Origin of the sequence: Arthrobacter sp. NPDC056691, from assembly GCF_042791415.1 — a bacterium.
GTDB lineage: Bacteria > Actinomycetota > Actinomycetes > Actinomycetales > Micrococcaceae > Arthrobacter.
Genome location: NZ_JBHTXX010000010.1, coordinates 120,291 through 142,278 on the forward strand (window position 1 = coordinate 120,291; position 21,988 = coordinate 142,278).

Genomic DNA, 21,988 nt, shown 5'->3' on the forward strand with positions numbered 1-21,988 from the left:
CCCATGCAGACGCTCCTCACCGCAGCCGCACTGGTACAGAACGGCGTGCTTCCAGCAGGTATGGTGCCCGCAAGCATCCCGAGCCCGGACTGGTCCGGGTTCGACATTCCGCTGCCGTGGGGATCGCTCCGCATTCACGCCTACGCCCTGTGCATCCTGGCGGGCATCGTCGTCGGCCTCTGGCTGACGTCCGTCCGCTGGGCCAGGCGTGGCGCGCCCGAAGGGAGCGTCTGGGACATCGCCATCTGGGCCATCCCGTTCGGGATCATCGGCGGCCGGCTCTACCACGTGTTCTCGTCCCCGGACGCGTATTTCGGCCCTGGCTTCGATGGCACCGGGGACCTGTCCCTGATCCCGCAGATCCAGCGCGGCGGCCTCGGAATCTGGGGTGCCGTGGTGCTGGGTGCGTTTGGCGCCTGGATCGGCTGCCGCCGCGCAGGGGTCAAGCTCACGGCCTTCATCGACGCAGCGGCCCCGGGGCTGCTGCTGGCGCAGGCCCTCGGCCGGTGGGGAAACTACTTCAACCAGGAGCTCTTCGGCGGACCCACCACACTGCCGTGGGGACTTCAGGTGGACCCGGACAACGCCAACTTCCCCGCCGGATACCCCGCGGACACCCTGTTCCACCCCACGTTCCTCTACGAATCGCTGTGGAACATCGCGGGTGTGCTGATCCTCCTGGCCCTCGACCGCCGGTTCCACTTCCGCCGCGGGCGGCTCTTCTGGCTGTATGCCATGTATTACACGCTGGGCCGGGTCTGGATCGAGGCCATGCGGATCGATGACGCCGAACAGATCAGCCTGTTCGGCATCACCACCCGCCTGAACGTCTGGACCAGCATCTTCGTGTTCATCGCCGCCCTGGCGGTGTTCATTGTGCTGGGCCGGCGCAAGGACGGCAACGCGGACAGCGTCTACCTGCCGGGCCGGGAGCCCGCCCCTGCGGTCTCCGAGGAGGCCGACGGCGGGGAGTTGGCGTCCGTTAAGGCCGACGGCGGGAAGCCGGCTGCCGCTGGAACGGCCAGCTCGGCGTCGGGACCGGACACGCCAAAGCATTCCGGTTCCGCCCCCAATGTGACCGGCCATCCGGTCCGTGATACGGACTCTGTTGTCTCAGATAGTGAATCGCGTGATAATCTCCCTGATAACCAAAACGGTTCCGGGCTAGCTTCTGCCCAAACGGAAGCAGTCCCGGCATCCACCGGCGGAACCCCAACCGCCGCGGAGTCGCGGAACACCGGAAAGTCCGGTGGCACAGACGCCGGGACCGCACCGGAGGCCGACAGCTCACGCTAGAAGGCGCCGGTACCAGGGCAGCAGAGAGCTACCGCTCGGAGCGCCCACCACCACAGCGTCGTGGCAGGGGCAACTTCGGTCAGCAGAGAGCTGCTGGCCGGTCAAGCCCGGGGCGGAAGCCTGCGTAACTGTTAGTTCAGCACGTATGCCTGCCCTACAATTTCCAGTAAGCAGTAACACTTTGTTGTGCCCATCACAGAGGCGCTCTGAGTGGGGCCAACGTTGTCCCTTCCATACGCACGATCAGGAGGAAGGACGTCTCCCATGACCCAAACTCTTTCAAGCCCCAGCTGGTCCGAACCGAACCAGCCGGACGCCGCCATGTCGCCGTTCAAGCGGTTTGCGGCGCTCCCCGAGGCATCCGGGCTCTACAACCCGGAGCAGGAGAAGGACGCCTGCGGTCTTGCGATTATCGCCACCCTGCGCGGTGAGCCCGGCTACGACATTGTCGACGCCGCCCTTACCGCCCTGCGCAACCTCGAGCACCGCGGTGCCGTCGGTGCAGATGAGGGAACGGGTGATGGCGCGGGCCTCCTGATGCAGGTGCCGGACGAGTTCTTCCGAGCCGTCACCGAATTCGAGCTCCCGGCCCCCGGCCAGTACGTCGTGGGCACCGCCTTCCTGCCTGCTGAGCAGCGCGAGGCCGACGCCGCCAAGGCCGGCATCGAGGGCCTGGCCGCCGATGAGGGGCTGACAGTCCTGGGCTGGCGCGAGGTTCCCGTCGTCGCCGACCTGGTCGGCGCCATGGCGCGCGCCTGCATGCCGTACTTCTCCCAGCCGTTCTTCGCCTCGGCAACCGGCGAGCAGCTGGACCGCAATGACATCGATGGCCGCGCCTGGCGCATCCGCAAGCGGGCCCAGAACAAGTTCGGCGTCTACTTCCCCTCGCTGTCCTCCCGGACCATCGTCTATAAGGGCATGCTGACCACCGCGCAGCTGGAGCCGTTCTACCCGGACCTTTCGGACAAGCGCTTCAAGACCAAGCTGGCGATCGTCCACTCGCGTTTCTCCACCAACACCTTCCCGTCCTGGCCGCTGGCCCAGCCGTTCCGCACCATCGCCCACAACGGTGAAATCAACACCGTCAAGGGCAACCGGAACTGGATGCGCGCCCGCCAGTCGCAGCTTGCCAACCCGCTGCTGGGAGACTCGCCGGAGGAGCTGTTCCCGATCTGCACGCCCGGCGCGTCCGACTCCGCGTCCTTCGACGAGGTGGCCGAGCTGCTGTGGCTGTCCGGCCGCCCCATCACGCACTCCATCATGATGATGATCCCCGAGGCCTGGGAAAACCACGCCACGATGGATCCGGCACGCCGTGCGTTCTACGAATACCACTCACTCCTGATGGAACCCTGGGACGGCCCCGCCGCCGTGTCGTTCACCGACGGCAACCTCGTGGGCGCCACCCTGGACCGCAACGGCCTGCGCCCCGGCCGCTACTGGATCACCGAGGACGGCCTGGTCGTCTTCGCCTCCGAGGTGGGCGTCATCGACGTCGAACCCTCCAGGGTGGTCAAGAAGGGCCGCGTCTCGCCCGGCAAGATGTTCCTGGTGGACACCGAGGCGGGCCGCATCATCGGCGATGAAGAGGTCAAGGCCGAGGTCGCCGCCGCGAACCCGTGGGCCGAGTGGCTCAAGGACAACCTGATCGACCTCAAGGACCTGCCCGAACGTGAGCACGTGGTGCACACGGCCGCGTCCGTGAACATCCGCCAGCGCACCTTCGGCTACACCACCGAAGAGCTGAAGATCCTCCTGGGCCCGATGGCCCGCACCGGTGCCGAGCCGCTCGGTGCCATGGGCTCCGACACCCCGGTGGCCGTGCTGTCCAAGCGCCCTCGCCTGCTCTTCGACTACTTCGTGCAGTCCTTTGCGCAGGTCACAAACCCGCCGCTGGACGCCATCCGGGAAGAGCTGGTCACCTCCCTGACCTGTGCCATCGGCCCCAACGGCAACCTCCTGGACACCAAGCAGGTGCGCCAGCCGCAGGTCTCCCTGCCGTTCCCGGTGATCAACAACGACCAGCTCGCCAAGATCGCCAACATTGAGAACGCCGACGGCGACAAGGTTGCCATGAAGGTCCGCGGCCTCTACCGGCCCGAGGGCGGGGAGAACGCCCTGCGCGCCCGGCTTACCGAAATCTGCGAGCAGGTTTCCGGTGCCATCAACCGCGGCGTGCAGTACGTGGTCCTCTCGGACCGCGACTCCAACGCCCAGTGGGCCCCGATCCCGTCCCTGCTGCTGGTCAGCGCCGTGCACCACCACCTGCTGCGCAGCGCCAACCGCACCAAGACCGCCCTGGTGGTCGAGGCCGGCGACGTGCGCGAGACGCACCATGTGGCTGTCCTGGTGGGCTACGGCGCCTCCGCCGTGAACCCGTACCTGGCCATGGAGTCCGTCGAGCAGCTCATCGCTGCCGGCGACGTGGTGGGCGTGACCCCGCAGGACGGCGTCTACAACCTGATCAAGGGGCTCGGCAAGGGGGTCCTGAAGATCATGTCCAAGATGGGCATCTCCACCGTGGCGTCCTACACCGGCGCCCAGACGTTCGAGGCGCTGGGCCTGGGCCAGGAGCTCGTGGACGAATTCTTCGCCGGCACGCACTCCCAGCTGGGCGGCGTGGGCCTGGACGTCATCGCGGCCGAGGTTTCCGCGCGGCACCAGATGGCCTACCCGGAGGGCGGCATCGAGCAGCCGCACCGGCCCCTGCTGGGCGGCGGCGAGTACCAGTGGCGCCGCGACGGCGAACCGCACCTCTTCAACCCGGAGACGGTTTTCCGGCTGCAGCACGCGACGCGTGAGCGCCGCTACGACATCTTCAAGGCGTACACCAAAGGCGTGGACGACCAGTCCGAGAACCTGATGACCCTCCGCGGTCTGCTCAAGTTCAAGGACGGCGTGCGGCCCGCCGTTCCGCTCGAGGAAGTCGAGCCGGTCTCCAGCATCGTCAAGCGCTTCTCCACGGGCGCCATGAGCTACGGCTCCATCTCGAAGGAAGCCCACGAGACCCTCGCGATCGCCATGAACCGGCTGGGCGGCAAGTCCAACACCGGTGAAGGCGGCGAGGACGTGGACCGCCTGCTGGATCCGGAACGCCGTTCGGCCGTCAAGCAGATTGCCTCGGGCCGCTTCGGTGTCACGAGCCTCTACCTGAGCAACGCCGACGACATCCAGATCAAGATGGCCCAGGGCGCCAAGCCCGGTGAAGGCGGCCAGCTGATGGCCCAGAAGGTGTACCCCTGGGTTGCCCGGACGCGCCACTCGACTCCCGGCGTCGGACTCATCTCCCCGCCCCCGCACCACGACATCTACTCGATCGAGGACCTCGCGCAGCTCATCTACGATGCGAAGCGCGCGAACCCCTCGGCCCGGGTGCACGTCAAACTCGTCTCCGAGGTGGGCATCGGCACAGTTGCCGCCGGCGTCACCAAGGCCAAGGCCGACGTCGTGCTTGTTTCCGGGCACGACGGCGGAACCGGCGCCTCGCCGCTGAACTCGCTCAAGCACGCCGGTGTGCCGTGGGAGCTGGGTCTCGCAGAGACCCAGCAGACCCTCATGCTCAACGGCCTGCGCGACCGCGTGGTGGTACAGGTGGACGGCCAGCTCAAAACCGGCCGCGACGTCGTGATCGCCGCGCTGCTTGGCGGCGAGGAATTCGGCTTCGCCACGGCGCCGCTGGTGGTTGAGGGCTGCATCATGATGCGCGTCTGCCACCTGGACACCTGCCCGGTGGGCGTTGCCACGCAGAACCCCGAGCTGCGAGCCCGCTTCAGCGGCAAGCCGGAGTTCGTGGTCAACTTCTTCGAGTTCCTGGCCGAGGAAGTCCGCGAGATCCTCGCGGAGCTCGGTTTCCGGAGCATCGAGGAGGCGATCGGCCACGCCGAAATGCTGGACACCCAGGAGGCCATCAGCCACTGGAAGGCCGAAGGCCTGGACCTGGATCCGATCCTGCACGGCCTCGAGTTTGACGACGACGCCCCGCTGCGGAACCTGACCGGCCAGAACCACGAGCTGGACAAGCATTTCGACCAGCGGCTCATCACCATGGCCGCCGAGGCGCTGACCGACCGTGCCCCGGTGAAGATCACGGTTGACGTCATCAACACCGACCGCTCGGTGGGCACCATGCTCGGCCACGTCGTGACCAAGACATTCGGCACGGACGTGCTGGCCACGGACACGATCGACATCACGCTGAACGGCACCGCCGGGCAGTCGCTGGGTGCGTTCCTGCCTGCCGGCATCACGCTGCGCATGTACGGCGACTCCAACGACTACGTCGGCAAGGGCCTCTCCGGCGGCCGGATCATCGTCCGCCCGGACCGCACCAACGTGTTCCAGGCGGAACGTAACGTCGTCGCCGGCAACGTGATCGGCTACGGCGCGACGAGCGGCGAGATGTTCCTGCGCGGCCAGGTGGGCGAACGCTTCCTGGTGCGCAACTCGGGCGCCACCGCGGTGGTCGAAGGCATCGGCGACCATGGCTGTGAGTACATGACCGGTGGCCAGACGCTGATCATCGGCCGCACCGGCCGCAACTTCGGCGCGGGCATGTCCGGCGGTACGGCCTACGTGCTGGACTTGGACACAGCCCGGGTCAACAAGGAAGCCCTGCAGTCCGGCGAACTCCAGCTCCTCGAGCTGGACGCCGAGGACCGCGATATTGTCCACGGCCTGCTGGTCAAGCACGTGGAGGAAACCGAATCCCAGCTGGCTGCGCGTCTGCTCGATAACTTCGACGACACCGCTGCCCGCATTACCAAGGTGCTGCCGCGCGACTACGCCGCAGTGCTGCAAACCCGTCTTGACGCCATCGAAGAGGGCCTGGACCCCGACGGCGAAGAAGTTTGGTCTCGAATCCTGGAGGTGACCGGTGGCTGATCCACGCGGATTTCTGAAAGTACGTCAGCGTGAAACCCAGCCGCGCCGTCCCGTTCCCGTCCGCATCATGGACTGGAAGGAAGTTTACGAGGCCCAGGAAAAGGGTGTCCTGAAGAGCCAGGCCGGCCGCTGCATGGACTGCGGCGTGCCGTTCTGCCACCAGGGATGCCCGCTGGGCAACCTGATTCCCGAGTGGAACGACCTCATGTGGCGGGACAAGGGCGAGGAAGCGATTGAGCGGCTGCATGCCACCAACAACTTCCCCGAATGGACCGGCCGGCTTTGCCCCGCCCCGTGCGAGGCGTCCTGCGTGCTGGGCATCAACCAGCCCGCGGTGACCATCAAGCAGGTTGAGGTGTCCATCATCGATGAGGCCTTCGACAACGGCTGGGTCAACCCACTGCCCCCGCACCGCCTCACCGGCAAGACGGTCGCCGTCGTCGGTTCCGGCCCTGCCGGCCTGGCGGCTGCCCAGCAGCTGACGCGCGTTGGCCACACCGTGGCCGTCTACGAACGGGACGACAAGATCGGCGGCCTGCTGCGGTACGGCATCCCCGACTTCAAGATGGAAAAAGAGCAGGTGGACCGCCGGCTCGAGCAGATGAAGGCCGAAGGCACCCGCTTCCGCACCGGCGTCGCCGTCGGTACGGACGTCACCTGGGAGCAGCTGCGCCGCCGCTACGACGCCGTGGTTATCGCCACGGGTGCAACGGTGCCGCGTGACCTGCCCATTCCGGGCCGTGATTTCGACGGCGTGCACTTCGCCATGGATTACCTGGTGCCGTCCAACCGCGTGGTGGCGGGCGAGTCCCCGGAGAACCACATCGACGCCCGCGGCAAGCACGTGGTCATCCTCGGCGGCGGCGACACCGGTGCGGACTGCATCGGTACGGCACACCGCCACCAGGCAGCCTCGGTGACCACCCTGGCCATCGGCAAGCAGCCGCCGCTGGAACGCGCCGGCCACCAGCCGTGGCCGACGTTCCCCACCCTGTTCGAGGTGGCCAGCGCCCACGAGGAAGGCGGTGAGCGCACGTACCTTGCCTCCACCGTTGAGTTTGTAGGCGAGGACGGCAAGCTGACCGGTGTCAAGGTTGCCGAGACCGAATTCGTGGACGGCAAGCGCCTCCCGAAGGCCGGCACCGAGCGGATCATCCCCGCCGACCTGGTGTTCCTGTCCCTGGGCTTCACCGGAGCGGAACCCGCCGGCATCACCGAGCAGGTCAGTGCCGAGTTCGACGGCCGCGGCAACGTGGCCCGTGACGGCTATTACATGACCAACACCGAGGGTGTCTTCGTGGCGGGCGACGCCGGCCGCGGACAGTCCCTGATCGTGTGGGCCATTGCCGAGGGCCGTGCCGCCGCCGCGGCGGTGGACAAGTTCCTGATGGGCAGTACCATCCTTCCTGCACCCGTGGCTCCGACGGACCGCGCCATCGCTGTCCTGTAGCGCGCCTCCCTCCGTGGCGGCCGATCCGGGGATGAAATTCATCTCCGCGACAACTTAACCAATGCAAGTGACAAATAGGGTAGGTATATGAGACGCGCAAAGATTGTGGCCACCTTCGGACCGGCCATTGCCAGCTACGAAAACACCCTCGCGGTGCTGGAAGCCGGCGTTGATGTAGCCCGCATGAACATGAGCCACGGTGACTACTCCGTGCATGACAACACCTATGAAAATGTCCGCAAGGCCGCATCCGACCTGGGCAAGGCCGTGGCGATCATGGCTGACCTGCAGGGCCCCAAGATCCGCCTGGGCCGCTTTGTCGATGGTCCGCACCAGCTGGCCGTGGGGGACATCTTCACGATCACCACTGAGGACGTACCGGGCACCAAGGACATCTGCTCCACCACGCTCAAGAGCCTCACCGAGGACGTCAACCCGGGCGACGCCCTGCTGATCGACGACGGCAAGGTGGCGCTGCGTGCCATCGAGGTGGACGACGTCAAGGTTGTCGCCAAGGTGACCGTCGGTGGTTTTGTGTCCAACAACAAGGGCATCAACCTCCCGGGCGTTGCCGTCAACGTCCCCGCACTGAGCGAAAAGGACGAGGACGACCTGCGCTGGGCCATGCGCCGCGGTGTGGACATGGTTGCACTGTCCTTCGTGCGTGACGCCGCGGACATCAAGCGAGTCCACGAGATCATGGACGAAGAGGGACGCCGCGTACCGGTGATCGCCAAGATCGAGAAGCCGCAGGCCGTTGAGCAGCTGCACGAGATCATTGACGCCTTCGACGCCATCATGGTTGCCCGCGGCGACCTGGGTGTGGAGCTTCCGCTGGAGGAAGTGCCGATCGTGCAGAAGCGCGCCATTGAACTGGCACGCCGCTGGGCCAAGCCGGTCATCGTGGCCACGCAGGTGCTCGAGTCCATGATCGACAACCCGCGCCCGACCCGTGCAGAGGCCTCCGACTGCGCCAACGCGGTGCTCGACGGCGCCGATGCGGTCATGCTCTCCGGCGAGACCAGCGTGGGCAAGTACCCGATCGAGACGGTCAAGACCATGGCCCGGATCATCGAGTCCACCGAGGAGCACGGCCTGGAGCGCGTCCCCCCGCTGGGCACCAAGCCCAAGACCCGCGGTGGCGCCATCACCCGTGCCGCCGTCGAAATCGCCGACCAGCTGGACGCCAAGTACATTTGTACGTTCACGCAGTCCGGTGACTCGGCTCGCCGCCTGTCCCGCCTCCGTCCGATCAAGCCGGTTTTCGCGTTCACTCCGGTGGAGCACGTGTGGAACCAGCTGGCGCTGACCTGGGGCATCCAGCCGCAGCTGGTTGCCATGGTGGGCCACACGGATGAAATGACCGCGCAGGTGGACCGCAGTCTGCTGGACATGAACCTTGTGGAAGACGGCGACCTCGTGGTCATCGCTGCCGGTTCCCCTCCCGGAAAGGCGGGTTCGACCAACTCGCTGAAGGTCCACAAGGTGGGCGACCTCGCCGACACCCCGCGCCTGGGCGAGGCTTCCGAGAAGAAGGAAAAGCTCGGCCCGTGGCCGGAAAAGAAGAAGAAGAACAAGGACAAGGCTGCAGCGGGTCCCGCTGAGTAGCCTGACCTGAAAGGGAGGATCCCCGCTACCGGTTTGCTGGTGGCGGGGATCCTCTTTTTTGGTTTTTCTTGGTTTCCGTGGCTTTTTTGGCTCTTTGGCGCGGAAAACGGAGGGACCCCGGCGCGATGCCGGGGTCCCTCCTTACTTGCTGCTTCTTGGCGTTAGTTGACCTGGTTGATGATGGTCTCGGCCACTTCGCGCATGCTGAGACGGCGGTCCATCGAGGTCTTCTGGATCCAGCGGAAGGCTTCCGGCTCCGTCAGGCCCATCTTGGTGGTCAGCAGGCTCTTGGCGCGTTCCACGAGCTTGCGGGTGGCGAACTGCTCCTGCAGGTCGGTGACCTCGGCTTCGAGGGCCTTGATCTCCTCGTGGCGAGACAGCGCGATCTCCAGGGCGGGGATCAGGTCGGCGGGCGTGAACGGCTTCACCACGTAGGCCATGGCGCCGGCATCGCGGGCGCGCTCCACGAGTTCCTTCTGGCTGAACGCGGTCAGGAGCACCACGGGGGCGATGCGTGCCTTGACGATCTTCTCGGCTGCGGAGATGCCGTCCATGACGGGCATCTTAACGTCCATGAGGACCAGGTCCGGCTTGAGCTCCTCGGCCAGCTGCACGGCCTTCTCGCCGTTGTCGGCCTCGCCGATGACGTCGTAGCCCTCGCCCCGCAGGATTTCGATGATGTCCAAGCGGATGAGGGTTTCGTCTTCGGCCACGACGACGCGGCGCGCGGGCTGGGACGTTTTGTTTGACTCCGTCGGTTCTGACACGGGATCTCCTTGAAAAGGTACGGCGGGACTATGACTATCTTAGTTGGGCCCCGCGCTTGTACTTGGATCGGCATGGCTTGTTGCGACGGCGGTGGCGCGATTCTGGGTTTTAGCCTATCTGCATGTAGAGTAATTCCGCGCACTGGTAGTGGCTGCGTTGATCACACTTAGCTGTGAGCTTACGATTGTTACTCCGTGTACTCCGCGCCCGAGTGGCGGAATTGGCAGACGCGCCGCACTCAAAATGCGGTATCGAAAGGTGTGTGGGTTCGAGTCCCACCTCGGGCACAGTGTTTTCGCAGGTCAGGGCCGGGTTTCGGCTGAGGGTGTGCACAAAAGCTCGTTTTCTGTGCACACGAGGCCTAAAATTTTGCCCATGGCCAGCATTTGGGAGCGCAAAAAAGCGGACGGATCGACCTCGTTCACAGTTCGCTGGCGCAACCCGAAAACGAAGAAGCAAGAAGGAATCACCTTCTCGACCGCGGCTGAAGCCCAAACCCTGAAACGGCTCTTGGACGCGAACGAGCAGTCCTTCGAAATTGCGCAGCACGCGATGGTCAAGAACCAGACGAAAGCCCCAACTGTTGCTGCGGTAATCCAGGAACACATCGATTTGTTGGTGCGACCGTCCGTGGGGACGGTCCACACGTATCAAACGATGCTGAAGCTGCACATCGCCGACGTCATAGGACACATTCCAGTCGACAAGCTTGACTATCGGCACGTGACCCACTGGATCAAGTCGATGCAGGCCAAGGGCAGATCACCCAAGACGATCAAGAACAACCATGCCCTGATCTATGGGGCCATGGAGACGGCTGTGATGCTGCGCTACCGGAAGGACAACCCCTGCCAGCGCGTTCAGCTTCCGTCCAGCGAGAAGGCGGAGGACGAGGCCCGGTTCCTGACGCATGCTGAATTCGGGCTCATCCTTGAGTGCATGGGGGAGCGGTACAAAGCGTTTACAGAGTTCCTGGTGATGACGGGGCTCCGCTTTGGAGAGGCAACCGCCGTAACTGTGGCGGACGTCGATCTCATGTCCAAGCCGGCGACGATCCGGATCAACAAGGCGTGGAAACGCGGTACTAATTCGGAGTACTACATCGGCGCGACCAAGACGGGTGCAGGTAAGCGGACGGTATCGCTCAACCCCCACCTGGTGGATATCCTCGTTCCACTGGTTGCCAGCCGGCCCGGTTCAGACTTGCTGTTCACGACTCCCAAGGGTGAGCGGATCATTCACAAGCTCTACTGGCATCACTACTGGGTCCCTGCAGTGGAGGCTGCGCAAGCGCGCGGACTGACCAAATCGCCGCGGATCCACGATCTGCGCCATACCCATGCGTCCTGGCTGATCCAGGACGGCGTTTCCCTGTTCACGGTCTCCCGGCGGCTGGGGCACGCATCCACTCGTACGACGGAGCAGGTCTACGGCCACCTGATGCCGCAAGCGCTCCAGGATGCCGCTGACGCTGTGGAGAGATCCGCCGTGATCTGGCGTAGCTAACTTGGCTCGCCCGCGCAGTTACGAGGATTTCTGGCGTGCCTGCGCTCGGCTGCCAATGACCCGGACGGATGATGGCGTCTGAGCGGTGCGTCGGACTTCGCGCAACTGGGCAATCTCTTTCAGGTGGACCGAGGTAAACACGATCTTCCCCTTGCCCCAGACCGAATGGGGGAACTCGCCCTTGGTGGCCCCGTCGCGGAGCCACGCCTCGGAACACTTGAGCACTGATGCGGCCTCGGCAGGTTCGAAGAATTCGAGTTTCATGCTGCTTCAGTCCCCTCGTCGATGGCGGCGTTGCCCCTGTTTGGTCCAGCACTTGCTCATGGAGCCAGTAACCGCCGGCTGCATGACCGGATTATCGAAGGGAGGTTTACTGGCCGCCCCTGGGGCGCCATGAGGTGCGCCTATGTTCCTCGGGCATGGGGCCCGCTGGTCATAGTCCAGGCAGGGTGCGAGCTCTATTCCTCGGCGTGCAGGGCGAGCCAGGCGACAAAGTCGGTGCGGTTGATTCGAAGGTGCCGGCCGATTCGATAGGCCCGCGGCCCGACGTGCTTGGCACGCCACTGGTAGAAAGTCTGCTCAGGGATCTGTAGCTGCGCGCAGATTTCCTTGGGAGTCAGCCACGTTTCATCCGCGGCTTCGGTGTTGTGACTGCGTTCTGGAAGTGAGGTCATAAGTGTCTCCGTCGTGCTTGCCAGCACGATGGCCAGCTCGGTTCCTAATTCATGGGGGAAGAGCCAGCGGGCGGCATGACGGTGCCGGTGAAGCTTTCTGCGAGGGCTTCAACCTGCCGCTGGACTTGCTCGGGCAAAGCGTCGAAATGACTGGCCGAGTGCTGCACCAAGCCGGCTCGCCGCAGGAGCAACAGTTGTCGGCGAATTGCGGACGGTGACGCGCGAAGCCCAGTACCAATCTGACCGCAGGTTGATGGGCCGTTCCGCAGTAGGAAACGGATGATTTGGCTTCGCGTCCGGTTCATTAGGATGTTCGACATGGAGAGACCACAACCCAAGAATTTGCGGGAACCTGCTGCTGTAGACGGGTCTACAGCAGCAGGTTACTCTCGACGCGATCATGTTGGAAGAGGCGCGCCGTGGAAATGATCTGCAGCAGAATCGAATAGTCAGGCGGCGGCGGCCTCCTGACGGGTGAGGGGTACGACATGCCGGACCATCCGCAGATCACAGCCTTTTTAGAGGCGGCCAGAATCCTCCACGCTGATCGCTACTGGCACTGCGGTTCACTGGGAGAGCAGGTGGAGCTGCTGCGGGCGCTGAGAGACGTCCTTACGGAAGTTTGCTTCCAGTTGGATGTTCACCATGTGCTGCCGCTGGCTGTTCTACAGATTTGCCAGGATCTGGCTGGTCCGGGAATCCGCGACGTACCAGCCGCGCCGTCGGCCGGCTTCGTGCTGGTGTCTTACCTGGATGCCCGGATCGAGCAGTTGATTGCCGACTCGAACGGCTCAGGGAATACTGGGGCGGAGGGGATCCGCGGGTACTGACAGGCGCCGCCGGTCCCGGATGCTGATCGAGGAGGGCCAATGTGGGGTGCCGAGTCTGGGCGTGGTGATGTGCTGTCCCCGCAGGCCCAGTTGGCACGTCGGCTGAATTTGCTGCTAGATGCTGCGGTTGCCGAACGGGGCAAGCCCTTGACGTTCAGGGAAGTTCAGGCCGAGCTTGCGGATAGGGGCATCAAGTTGTCCCGTGCACGGTGGTTCTATATGAAAGAGGGAACCGGCCGCCTGGTCAGGGACCCGGCTTTGCTCGCGGGGTTGTGCAGCATCTTCAAGGTCGATCCCTCGTATCTGCTCGGGAACGACACCGAACTGCCCGAGCGCATTGATTCGCAGCTTGAATTCGTTAAGTCCCTGAGGGCGGCCCGTGTGAAGTCCTTCGCGGCCCGGACCCTGGGGGACGTGTCGCCTGAGACATTGAGGGCTATCTCTGAATATCTGAACAAGGACATTGGGCGGCATCCCGAGGTCGAGCAAGCTGCCGCTAGTCCTCCAGAAGATACTCAAGGTGAGCAGCCAGAAGTTCCCTGATCCGTGCTGGGCTTGCTGAATATCGGGGTGACCTGCCATGCCGTCTTCCAGGTTCTACGTCGACTACAACGGCGCCGGCGTCCTCAAGAGCAAGCAAGTGCTTCGCGACGCTTGGCTCGCCAGCGCTGACCGCCGCCACGATATCCCCCCTGGTTGCCGGGCCATGCGCTGAAAGATAGCGCAGGATCTCATTCCGTGCTCTGTTGCCGAACGTGGCCACGGCAGCCTCGACGTCGGCGGACCAGGCGTCGTCGTGAGGCTGCGTAATCCTAGGCATAGGACCATTCTTATCGAAGGCTGCTGGAAAAGTAAGTCTCGCAGTCTTGACGATACTTTAGTTATCTTTGACAATAGTTTCCGTAGTCTCTTTGTAGTCGTGGTTGGCCATGATCATTTGCCACCACACCGGAGGCGCCGGACTCGCTGGGCGCCGGAACTTATTGAATCGTCTACGCAAAGCGGTGAAGACCATGCGAGTCGAAACCAGGGCAGATCAAGCCCGGCAAGATCACGAAATCAAGACCGACGTCGATGTTTCCCTGCGCAGGGCCCCGGAAGCCGCTGCGGCCGCGATCCCGGTGGATCAGATAATGGTCGCCGTTGAAAGCGTGCGTGGATATGTCGTTTCGCACCTAGGTCGCATAGGCCGGGCCTCCGATGCGGACGATGTACTGCAAGACATTAGAGTCGCCGTGTGGGACGGAGTAGCGCGAGGCCGCTATCGCCAACTCCCCGGCGTTCCCTTCGGCGCATGGGTCCAGGGAATATGCACGAACGTGTGCGCCGCTCACATCCGCTGGGAGATGAGCCATAAAACTTACCCGCTACTCGGTGATCCTGCGGCCTGCGACGGCACGGCGTCTCTGGACGCTGCCGTACTCCTTGGCATGGACCGGGCTGGGGGTCGGAGCTGCGAGAAAATCGTCGACCAGGAGTGGGCGCGAACGATTATTGAACTGACCCGGACTAGCGTGTCAGCGAGAGATTGGGAACTCGCCCTCGGCAGCATTGCTGGACCACGCCGATACGGTCCGCCGTCGCCGCAGGATCGCCGACGGTGGCATGCGGCCACAGTCGTGCGCCAGACGGCCCGGACGGTTGAAAAGGCCCTCGAGGTTGAGCCGGAGGCGGTCTGCAACATCGGCCAGCTGTGCGAGCAGGCGGCAGCGTGCCTGCCCACAGTGGTGCTGCGCCGAACCGCCGCCGCGATTGTCCGCCCGGGGGTGCGTGGACCAGCACGAACCACGGCTTTGGCAGCAGTGGCCGCGGAGCTTGGCGTGACTGAGCGCTATGTGGCAGTTCAGATCGGGTTCGCACGCCGACTGTATCAGGCCGCCTGGAGAATCATCCGGACTGGGATGCAAGGCGTTGCCTGATCATGTCCAGGGCCGGTCATCTTGCCATGAGTAGGTGAGGAGGCAGGAATGTGGTTATCGCGGATAAGGTCGCTCCCCGGACCAGGCAGGCGTCGATGGTGGTTTATTTTCATCACACTCTTGACCCTGACCACGGTCATTTTCGTTCTTTCGCGTCCTATGGAGGCGCCTGCAACCCAGCCTGCCCCTTCGTCGCGGACGGTGGCGCCATCCCCGGGACCGACGAAACCCCTGCAGGCGGAGGCGCCAGCGACGGAGCCTTCCATCACGAGCAGCGCAACGCCGGAAAAACCCCGAACTGTCGACTATCGCAAGCTAGCCTCGGCGGCCGCGAAGGCGATCTATACATGGGATACGCGGGCGGCATCGTACTCTGAGGCCTACTCCAGGCTTCGCAGCTGGTGGAACGTCCTGCCGGACGGATCCAACCCACTTGCGGTATTTGTGCAGGAGTTCGAAGCGACTGGGATCAATGCTGGAAGCTATGCCTCTTTGGCTGGGCAGCAGGCGCGCCGTAGTGCGGTCGTGCAGTTTCTTCGCTGCGACGTTGAGCTTGCCAAAGTACGGGAGCGACCAGCACCGTGGGCCGGACTGCACGTGTGCACCGTTTCCCTGCGGGTTCTGGACCAAACGAGCTCTTCCCGCAACGTGTACACGGCGCCAGTGAGCGTCATGATGAACTGTCCGCCGGCTGAAACAGCTCCCGTCGATCACTGCCTGATGGTCGGCTTCTACGCTGCTGCGAGCAGGATCGTCTACTGATGCCGGCGCCAGCCTTGCTTGCGTCCTGGGCCAAGCGCCGCGTGATTCTGCGGACCGCGGTGGCGGCGGCTATGACGTTGGGTCTCTTGGTAGCTTTTGCATTCTGCGCCGGCGTGGCGGTAGTCGGCTTCAACACTGTAAGTGTGTCGTCCGTTTGCCTGCCCGATGGCCAGACCAGCGAAGATCCCAACTCTGTGAACATCGGACTGGACAGTCAGGCACCAGCTGGACTGCCCGCCCGACAGGCTGCCATTGCGCGGGGGTACATATCCGTCGGCAAACAGCTAGGAGTGCCTCGAGATGGCCAGATCATTGCGATCATGATGGCAATGCAGGAATCCAGCCTTAGAGTCCTGGCTAACTCGAACGTTCCCGCGTCCCTTCGCTTTCCCCATGATGGCGTCGGCAGCGACCACGATTCCCTCGGCACCGCCCAGCAACGTCCGGCGGCGGGCTGGGGGAGTGTCGAGCAGCTAATGGACCCGACATACAACGTGCGAGCGTTCTATGGCGGTCCGCGTGGGCCGAATCACGGCAGCCCTCGAGGGTTGCTGGACATTCCGGGCTGGCAGTTTATGAGTAAAGGTCAGGCTGCACAGGCGGTCCAGGTTTCAGCATTTCCTGAGCTGTATGCCCGGTGGGAGCGTCAGGCGTCCGCCATTGTCGACTCGCTCGGCGAAGGTGAGGCCGCAAGTAGCTGTATCGAGTCTCGTGATGCCTCCACACCGGCCCCGCAGCACGCGAATCTCAGTCAGATCCGAAAGGACATCCTACGGTTCACTCAAGCAGGCCTCGGGGGCAAGTACGTCTGGGGTGGGACGGCGTTCAAAGCATGGGACTGCTCGGGTTTTGTCCAATGGATCTACAGGCAGGCAGGAATCAATCTGCCGCGGGTCGAGCAGTGGAGGGTGGGCGTGAGGACTCGCACCCCACAGCCGGGGGACCTGGTTGTCCAGAACGCCCAAGGTCCGAACAACTGGGGGCACGTGGGCATCTACGCCGGCGGCGGCAGAATGTATAGCGCGCTCAATCCCGCAGTGGGCACCTTGCTGCACCCGCTCGCCTGGAATTCGGACACCGCGTACTTCGATTTATTGAGATGAAGTCAAAGGAGTTAGCGCGGGAGCGGAACCTCCTCCGGCGGCAGCTCCGGGCGGACCCTGATGAAGCGCAGAGCATGCCTGAAGGCTTGTCCCGACCAGGCGCTGTCTGCGGACACCTCGACGACGACCGGCTCCACGAGTGTCAAAGCTACTGGTGATGCATCGCGGTTGAATCGGTCAAGTGTGCTGCCCTTCACCATCTCCGGCCAGGGGTGGGGACCTTCGGGGGGTTTAAGCCATTGTGCTAGGACCTGGCTATCGGAAGAGCGCAGGACCGAAGACCGGCCTACGATCCGCAATGCCCCGTCAATCGGAAGACCTGCCACGATTTCAGTCGGCCGGTCGATTGGCCCGACTACAGCCCCGCAGATGATGTCGATCTCGGACCGTCGCTTATATTTCAACCAAACCCGCTGACCACCCAAGTATGGTTGAGAGTCGCCTTTGATGATGAGTCCCTCCAGACCTGCGGTGGCCAAGTCTTTGAACCACTGCAAGGCGAGGTCTAGATCCGTGGTCAACGGAGATAGGGAGAATGGGGGAGTCCATCCGTCGGCGAGCTCCTGCAACAGCGCCCGCCGCTCCCGCAGCCGTAAGCTCCTAGCATCGTGGCCCGCTACGCAGAGGACGTCGAACGCTACGAAATTCGCTGGGAGCTCGTTGGCCACGGCTACCAGCCGATTCTTTCCGGCGGAGAGTCGTTGCTGCAAAGACTCAAAGCTGAGCCTTCCGCCCGTCCACACGACGGCCTCGCCGTCAACGATGCAACCGGCAGGAATTAGCTCGTCGGCGGCGTTCACGAGTTCGGGAAAATAACGGGATAAATTCTTTCCCTGACGAGACCAGAGCTCCGTGCCATGAGAGCCGCGGAACAAGGCAATGCGGTACCCGTCCCACTTCGGCTCAAAGCACATCGTCCCGGGCAGCGACTCTGGTCCCGGGAAGGCATTCACGGCCTTCGCTAACGCTAGTTGGACTGGTGGGCCCAGTTCGGCAGGGATCTCGCTTAAGGAACCTGACATGGCCTCAGCATAGGCCCGTTTGCGAGTCGGTCATCTACTTCAATCGATGGTCACTGCACGAGCACAAGACAATGCCAAGGGGTCCTCGTCTCGCAACCCTAGCGTTTAGCGACAGAGAGGTTTCGGATCGTTGTTACTCTTCAAGCCAGATGGCATTTCTGTGGAATCCGAGTCGTAAGTCCGTTTCACAGGAGCAGTCAAAACGCGCGCAGAGACTGAATGACCACGAAAGTGACCGGCGAACTTCATCGGCTCCTGGACCTTCCTTCCGTGGGTGCCAGCAAGTGTCCCCGTGAGTCAATCACAAAGTGCAAGAGCGGCATCAATGACTGGACTGATGTCGACTTTCAAGCCGGAAACACCGGAATGCGGCGCCCAGATTGGGTCAATGTCGGGATGGCTGCTGTGGTCCTTGGCCGTGCCATTGAGTGCATAAGTCTTGCCCCCCGGGGCATCGACAAAGACCGCCTTGAGGTGGCGGCCGTCTACCGTCATGGCCTGACAATGGGCCGTCACGTACGGAACTGTCAGCGGCCACTTATTTCCGAAATCGGTGCTGACGAGCAGACCTGGATCATTGGCCACCGCAGTGGGCACCTTGACCTTGGCGGGTGCTTTTGCTTCAGCTGGTGCATATTCTGTGCAGGTTCCGTCCTGCGGCTTGCCGACGGCGACTCCAGGAAAGCTGACCACGACATACCCTGCGTTCCCGCCGCGCTTCTCCGGCCCTCCTCCTGCAGGCCAGGTGCGGTCAACGCAGACCTCGGATTCGTCAATGACGACCCCTTTGAAAGTCATGCCCTTCCAGATAGGGGCATTGGGCAATTCAGCCTGAGCTGCGGCTTCTGCCTTGGTCACACGCTCCGCATCGGTCAGCGTGCTGACAGGAGCGGCCGACGCCGACGGAGTAGACGTCTGGGAGGTCTCCTCGGCTGTCGGCGACGTGGGCGCTGCACAGCCAGCGAGAAGCAGTCCGGCAAAAACCATGCTGGCCGACGCTGAGTACCGGGAAATAATCATGAGTTCGCTCCCTGGCTGGCATCGTCGCCGTCGTTTTCATCATCCCCCGGGGGAGTCTCCAGCTGTTCCATGGCCAGCAACTTCTTCTTATGCCTGGCGGCCGCGACGACATCTTTGAGCTTGGTGATGCCCAGCTTCCCGAGGTAAATAGTTCCGACGACGGCGAGGGCGCCAACAGCGCCCAGACCGGTGCCTTTGCCGAGGCCCTCTTGAAAACCGTCCTGGCTCCCTTTTTGATATCCGGCTCCGTAGACAGGACTTCCTGACATGTTTCCCCCTGGTTGATTCGTGAATGAAGTCGAGCATATCGGCCCGGATAAGCGGCTCGTGACCGCGCTTTCGTGATAAGCACACACATTCTGACATTCAGTCCGATTGGTCCGAATGGCCGCGCATGATGGACGAAAAGAAGACTCCCTTGGGCTATCATCTTCAAAGGCAGGCTGGTCTGCCTTCCTCTGAGTCTGAGTCCCCACGCGACAAAGGCGCCGAAGACAACTGCCACAGATCCAGTAATGAAGTACCTGGATAGAGATCTCTCTTTAATGGCAGGGCTTGCAGGCGTGGGGTGCTATGCCCGGATTAGAGATTGAGATGAGCTCCAACAACAACAACAACGACGCCCGCGATCGTAAGATCAAGCAGGATACGCGCGCCTGGGCAGCACTCGTAGGAACGAATTACACCACCGCGCTGCGCCAAACAGAGTCACCGCTTGTTCAAGGGTTTCTCGGGGAACAGGTCAGCGCACGGCACTTGATCAACACCCTGAACCATCATCCTCTCATCGGTGCAGACGGTGGCGACTTCGTCCTCGGCGAGGCTGGCTACTATGCGGATACTGAGTGGAGCTTCAACGGGCGCAGCGACTTTGTCGAACTAGCCCTGCTCACCGACTTCCTGCGGATGTTCACCCCCATCGCGCCAAGGGAAACGCCAGCGGTGAGCAGCTACTTCCTGAAGCACACCGCCGAGAAATTCCTTGCGCCGCATTGCTCCTACGTCACGAACGGTCGGCTCATTTGGGCGGCCGCCGCGCTTGATCTTCCGATGGTCGAGCAAAAGGGTGGCTTGAACCTCATGATTGGTGTGTCTGAGCGCGAGCATGACTACGTCAAGCGCATGGTCACCCCGGGGAGCACCAAGCCCCATGGCCACCAGCACCGCCCCGCTGGATACACGCACTTGCAGACAGCGCTTGAACAGTGTGTAGCGGGTGAGCCTGACCTTGGACGCTGGGAGCGACCGGAGCCGTCGACTGAGGTTTTCCCGTTCCACGAGTGGTTCATCCAGCAGGCTGGTCGCGATGACGCTGTGGGCGTTCTCGCCCACGACCACCGCGCCGGGATAAAGGACAGTGACCACCGCATCGCTCGCACCCCGAATGAGCTGCTGGAGATCCTCCAGGAAGTCCCGGCGTCCTCCAAGACACACGAATCAGCAGAGAGCGCGATCGTCGAGTGGGCCAGGGTCTCGTTACCGTCGCAGCGCGGGGATATGAACATTCGCACTGCGTCTATCAGACGCAGTAAAGATGACACGCCGGGATGGGGTGCAGGTCCAGGGACGATCGAACTCCATGAGTTCCTGTGCCCCTGCGGCGACGGAAAAGTCATCGAAGAACACGACAACACGCCCGGCTTCCGGGAACACGATCACCGAATCATCTGCGACAAGTGCCGCGAAGAATGGGACTTTGTCCCTGGTCTCTCTGTACGGGGATGGCGCCTGGAGCCCAAGCCCTACAGAGCCGCGAGCTGACAGTCAGCTGGATCTGAACCCGACCCACCAGCCCCGTTTGGTCTTCGCATCAAGCGGGGCTGGTGGGCAGGCCTGATCCCCGGAAGACACCGGCCCTGGTAGATCGCATGTCTTTTGTTCTAACTGAATTGAAGCGATGACGGTACGAACTCCTGATCAGAACGGCGTGTTCCCCAGCTTCCTGTTTACATCCAGCAAATACACCAAGTCGTGTTGCCGAACAGCTGAGCGGGCCTGGAATACTTCCTGCGCTCCTGCGGCCGCTACGCGGCCGACAAGGGCTGCCACTGAAGACGCGCTGGGAAGTGCAGCTGCCAGTTCACCGAGCCCGACGACCGCCACCAGTATTGATGGCAGGCCGCCCAGATCGGTGACCAGGCGGTGGCCTGCCTTCCATGCGATGCGGGTAGTGCTGACCGTCTTCCGCAGATCCTTCAGCGCCGGCTGGACCGTATCGTGCCACAGCTCGTCGATCTCGCTTGGAAGAGTGGGCTCCAGGGCTGAAGACTGCAGCTTGGCGGCCAGTTCCTTCACTGATGACCTGTATGCCGCCCGTCCTTCGGCGAGTTCCTCGCGCGCTTCCAGAACGTTCTGCATCGGAGCCTCGGGAAAGGTAGGAAGCCGTTCCACCAGGCCGGCGCCGACCGATGCACGACGGGACCGGCCATTGGCCACCTCCGGAAGTCCATCGGCATAACGTCCTGACTCACTCAGAAATTCACTGGTGACGTCATCCAGCAGGACGCTGGAACCAGGCTCAGCCAGTGCCTGGCTTAGCCGGCTGCGGAACCATTCGACCTGTTGGTCGATGTTGTCCTCCAAACGGGTTCCATCGCTGATCAGGGTGACCGCGCCGCTCTCCAGTGCCATGTCCAGCTCCTGGGCTTCAGTGCTGCCCCAGACCTCAGTGGCCTCTTGCTGACCGGCGATGATCAATTCCTGGAACTGCCGCCCAGCTTCGAAGCGTCGCGGATCATGATCAGTTGCCCTGGCGAATTGGAGCATCTGGGCCTTGAACTGCGCGGGCGTGACGTCTGTGATACCCAGTCGCTCCAGCGTCTCCGGAGGCAACCCGGCGATGCTCCGCCACGGATCCTCAACGTCCGTGGCGAGCAACGGGACAAAGGTGCGCATCCACCCCACGCTGGGTGCGATAAGGTCCACATGATCCGCGTATAGGAGAGAACTGCGGACCAGCCGCAGCTCGTTCCGCAACGAAGGCTTGCCGCTGCTGTGTGTGGTCGGACTGGCACCCACGGTGAGAGTCAGGCCGAAGCGGTCGGTCTTTGGAGTGTGGCGGTTCCGGCGGTTCTGCCTGCGTGATGGTTTCCCCATGGATTCCATCATCACCCACGCGCCGTCCCACTACAGCCCACCTCTGGGCTAAT

General features: G+C 63.2%; 19 protein-coding genes and 1 tRNA gene. 11 read left to right on the plus strand and 9 right to left on the minus strand.

Features of this window, described 5'->3' with window-relative positions; genetic code table 11:
• The first annotated feature begins 3 nt into the window (after positions 1 to 3).
• The 4 genes from lgt to pyk all read left to right on the plus strand — a co-directional run bounded on the left by lgt (position 4) and on the right by pyk (position 9,235).
• The gene (gene lgt, locus ACFRAU_RS10875) at positions 4 to 1,296 is read left to right on the plus strand and encodes a prolipoprotein diacylglyceryl transferase (protein WP_377994040.1); all 1,293 of its coding nucleotides are present in this window, start codon (positions 4 to 6) and stop codon (positions 1,294 to 1,296) included.
• 264 nt (positions 1,297 to 1,560) lie between these two features.
• Positions 1,561 to 6,177: a glutamate synthase large subunit gene (gltB, locus tag ACFRAU_RS10880; RefSeq protein ID WP_377999895.1), complete on the plus strand. Its 4,617-nt coding sequence runs from the start codon at positions 1,561 to 1,563 to the stop codon at positions 6,175 to 6,177.
• The gene (locus ACFRAU_RS10885; protein WP_377994042.1) at positions 6,170 to 7,627 is read left to right on the plus strand and encodes a glutamate synthase subunit beta; all 1,458 of its coding nucleotides are present in this window, start codon (positions 6,170 to 6,172) and stop codon (positions 7,625 to 7,627) included. Before gltB ends, ACFRAU_RS10885 begins: the two co-directional genes overlap by 8 nt.
• An 87-nt stretch (positions 7,628 to 7,714) precedes the next feature.
• On the plus strand, positions 7,715 to 9,235 hold the full coding sequence (pyk, locus tag ACFRAU_RS10890) for a pyruvate kinase (RefSeq protein ID WP_377999896.1): 1,521 nt from the start codon (positions 7,715 to 7,717) through the stop codon (positions 9,233 to 9,235).
• A 161-nt stretch (positions 9,236 to 9,396) separates the two neighbouring features.
• Here pyk and ACFRAU_RS10895 read toward each other — a convergent pair whose 3' ends face one another.
• Positions 9,397 to 10,002: an ANTAR domain-containing response regulator gene (locus tag ACFRAU_RS10895; protein WP_306922492.1), complete on the minus strand. Its 606-nt coding sequence runs from the start codon at positions 10,000 to 10,002 to the stop codon at positions 9,397 to 9,399.
• A gap of 206 nt (positions 10,003 to 10,208) precedes the next feature.
• Between ACFRAU_RS10895 and ACFRAU_RS10900 the strand changes: the two genes are divergently transcribed.
• Positions 10,209 to 10,290, plus strand: a tRNA-Leu gene (locus ACFRAU_RS10900).
• 88 nt (positions 10,291 to 10,378) lie between these two features.
• Complete coding sequence (locus tag ACFRAU_RS10905) at positions 10,379 to 11,509, plus strand: tyrosine-type recombinase/integrase (protein ID WP_377999897.1); 1,131 nt, start codon at positions 10,379 to 10,381, stop codon at positions 11,507 to 11,509.
• 18 nt (positions 11,510 to 11,527) lie between these two features.
• On the opposite strand, the gene ACFRAU_RS10910 is transcribed toward ACFRAU_RS10905, so the two are convergent.
• The 3 genes from ACFRAU_RS10910 to ACFRAU_RS10920 form a co-directional block, all read right to left on the minus strand.
• Positions 11,528 to 11,773 (minus strand): hypothetical protein, encoded by a 246-nt coding sequence (locus ACFRAU_RS10910; protein ID WP_377953505.1) that lies wholly within the window; start codon positions 11,771 to 11,773, stop codon positions 11,528 to 11,530.
• Positions 11,774 to 11,967: 194 nt separating this feature from the next.
• Positions 11,968 to 12,183, minus strand: coding sequence for a helix-turn-helix domain-containing protein (locus tag ACFRAU_RS10915; RefSeq protein ID WP_377999898.1), 216 nt, complete (start codon positions 12,181 to 12,183; stop codon positions 11,968 to 11,970).
• Positions 12,184 to 12,227: 44 nt separating this feature from the next.
• Positions 12,228 to 12,503 (minus strand): ArsR family transcriptional regulator, encoded by a 276-nt coding sequence (locus ACFRAU_RS10920; RefSeq protein ID WP_377999899.1) that lies wholly within the window; start codon positions 12,501 to 12,503, stop codon positions 12,228 to 12,230.
• Between the two features lie 168 nt (positions 12,504 to 12,671).
• Between ACFRAU_RS10920 and ACFRAU_RS10925 the strand changes: the two genes are divergently transcribed.
• Together ACFRAU_RS10925 and ACFRAU_RS10930 are read left to right on the plus strand one after the other, a co-directional pair.
• Entirely contained in the window at positions 12,672 to 13,013 is a 342-nt protein-coding gene (locus tag ACFRAU_RS10925; RefSeq protein WP_377999900.1) for a hypothetical protein, read from the plus strand.
• 39 nt (positions 13,014 to 13,052) lie between these two features.
• Positions 13,053 to 13,556, plus strand: a complete 504-nt coding sequence (locus tag ACFRAU_RS10930; protein ID WP_377999901.1) for a hypothetical protein — start codon at positions 13,053 to 13,055, stop codon at positions 13,554 to 13,556.
• On the opposite strand, the gene ACFRAU_RS10935 is transcribed toward ACFRAU_RS10930, so the two are convergent.
• Positions 13,510 to 13,833: an ArsR/SmtB family transcription factor gene (locus ACFRAU_RS10935; protein ID WP_377999902.1), complete on the minus strand. Its 324-nt coding sequence runs from the start codon at positions 13,831 to 13,833 to the stop codon at positions 13,510 to 13,512. The genes ACFRAU_RS10930 and ACFRAU_RS10935 overlap by 47 nt on opposite strands.
• 313 nt (positions 13,834 to 14,146) lie before the next feature.
• Here ACFRAU_RS10935 and ACFRAU_RS10940 point away from each other — a divergent pair, with 313 nt between their 5' ends.
• Positions 14,147 to 14,932: an RNA polymerase sigma factor gene (locus ACFRAU_RS10940; protein ID WP_377999926.1), complete on the plus strand. Its 786-nt coding sequence runs from the start codon at positions 14,147 to 14,149 to the stop codon at positions 14,930 to 14,932.
• Between the two features lie 761 nt (positions 14,933 to 15,693).
• Positions 15,694 to 16,797, plus strand: a complete 1,104-nt coding sequence (locus tag ACFRAU_RS10945; RefSeq protein WP_377999903.1) for a C40 family peptidase — start codon at positions 15,694 to 15,696, stop codon at positions 16,795 to 16,797.
• An 11-nt stretch (positions 16,798 to 16,808) separates the two neighbouring features.
• On the opposite strand, the gene ACFRAU_RS10950 is transcribed toward ACFRAU_RS10945, so the two are convergent.
• From ACFRAU_RS10950 to ACFRAU_RS10960, 3 genes are all read right to left on the minus strand, one after another.
• Positions 16,809 to 17,750: an ATP-dependent DNA ligase gene (locus ACFRAU_RS10950; RefSeq protein WP_377999904.1), complete on the minus strand. Its 942-nt coding sequence runs from the start codon at positions 17,748 to 17,750 to the stop codon at positions 16,809 to 16,811.
• Positions 17,751 to 18,116: 366 nt separating this feature from the next.
• Positions 18,117 to 18,839 (minus strand): DUF2511 domain-containing protein, encoded by a 723-nt coding sequence (locus ACFRAU_RS10955; RefSeq protein ID WP_377999905.1) that lies wholly within the window; start codon positions 18,837 to 18,839, stop codon positions 18,117 to 18,119.
• A complete protein-coding gene (locus ACFRAU_RS10960; protein WP_377999906.1) occupies positions 18,836 to 19,108 on the minus strand; it encodes a hypothetical protein in 273 nt (90 codons plus the stop codon). Before ACFRAU_RS10960 ends, ACFRAU_RS10955 begins: the two co-directional genes overlap by 4 nt.
• A gap of 325 nt (positions 19,109 to 19,433) precedes the next feature.
• Between ACFRAU_RS10960 and ACFRAU_RS10965 the strand changes: the two genes are divergently transcribed.
• Positions 19,434 to 20,600 (plus strand): hypothetical protein, encoded by a 1,167-nt coding sequence (locus ACFRAU_RS10965; protein ID WP_377999907.1) that lies wholly within the window; start codon positions 19,434 to 19,436, stop codon positions 20,598 to 20,600.
• Positions 20,601 to 20,756: 156 nt separating this feature from the next.
• Here the strand turns inward: ACFRAU_RS10965 and ACFRAU_RS10970 are convergent, their stop codons facing one another.
• Positions 20,757 to 21,671, minus strand: coding sequence for a hypothetical protein (locus ACFRAU_RS10970; protein WP_377999908.1), 915 nt, complete (start codon positions 21,669 to 21,671; stop codon positions 20,757 to 20,759).
• Between the last annotated feature and the right edge of the window lie 317 nt (positions 21,672 to 21,988).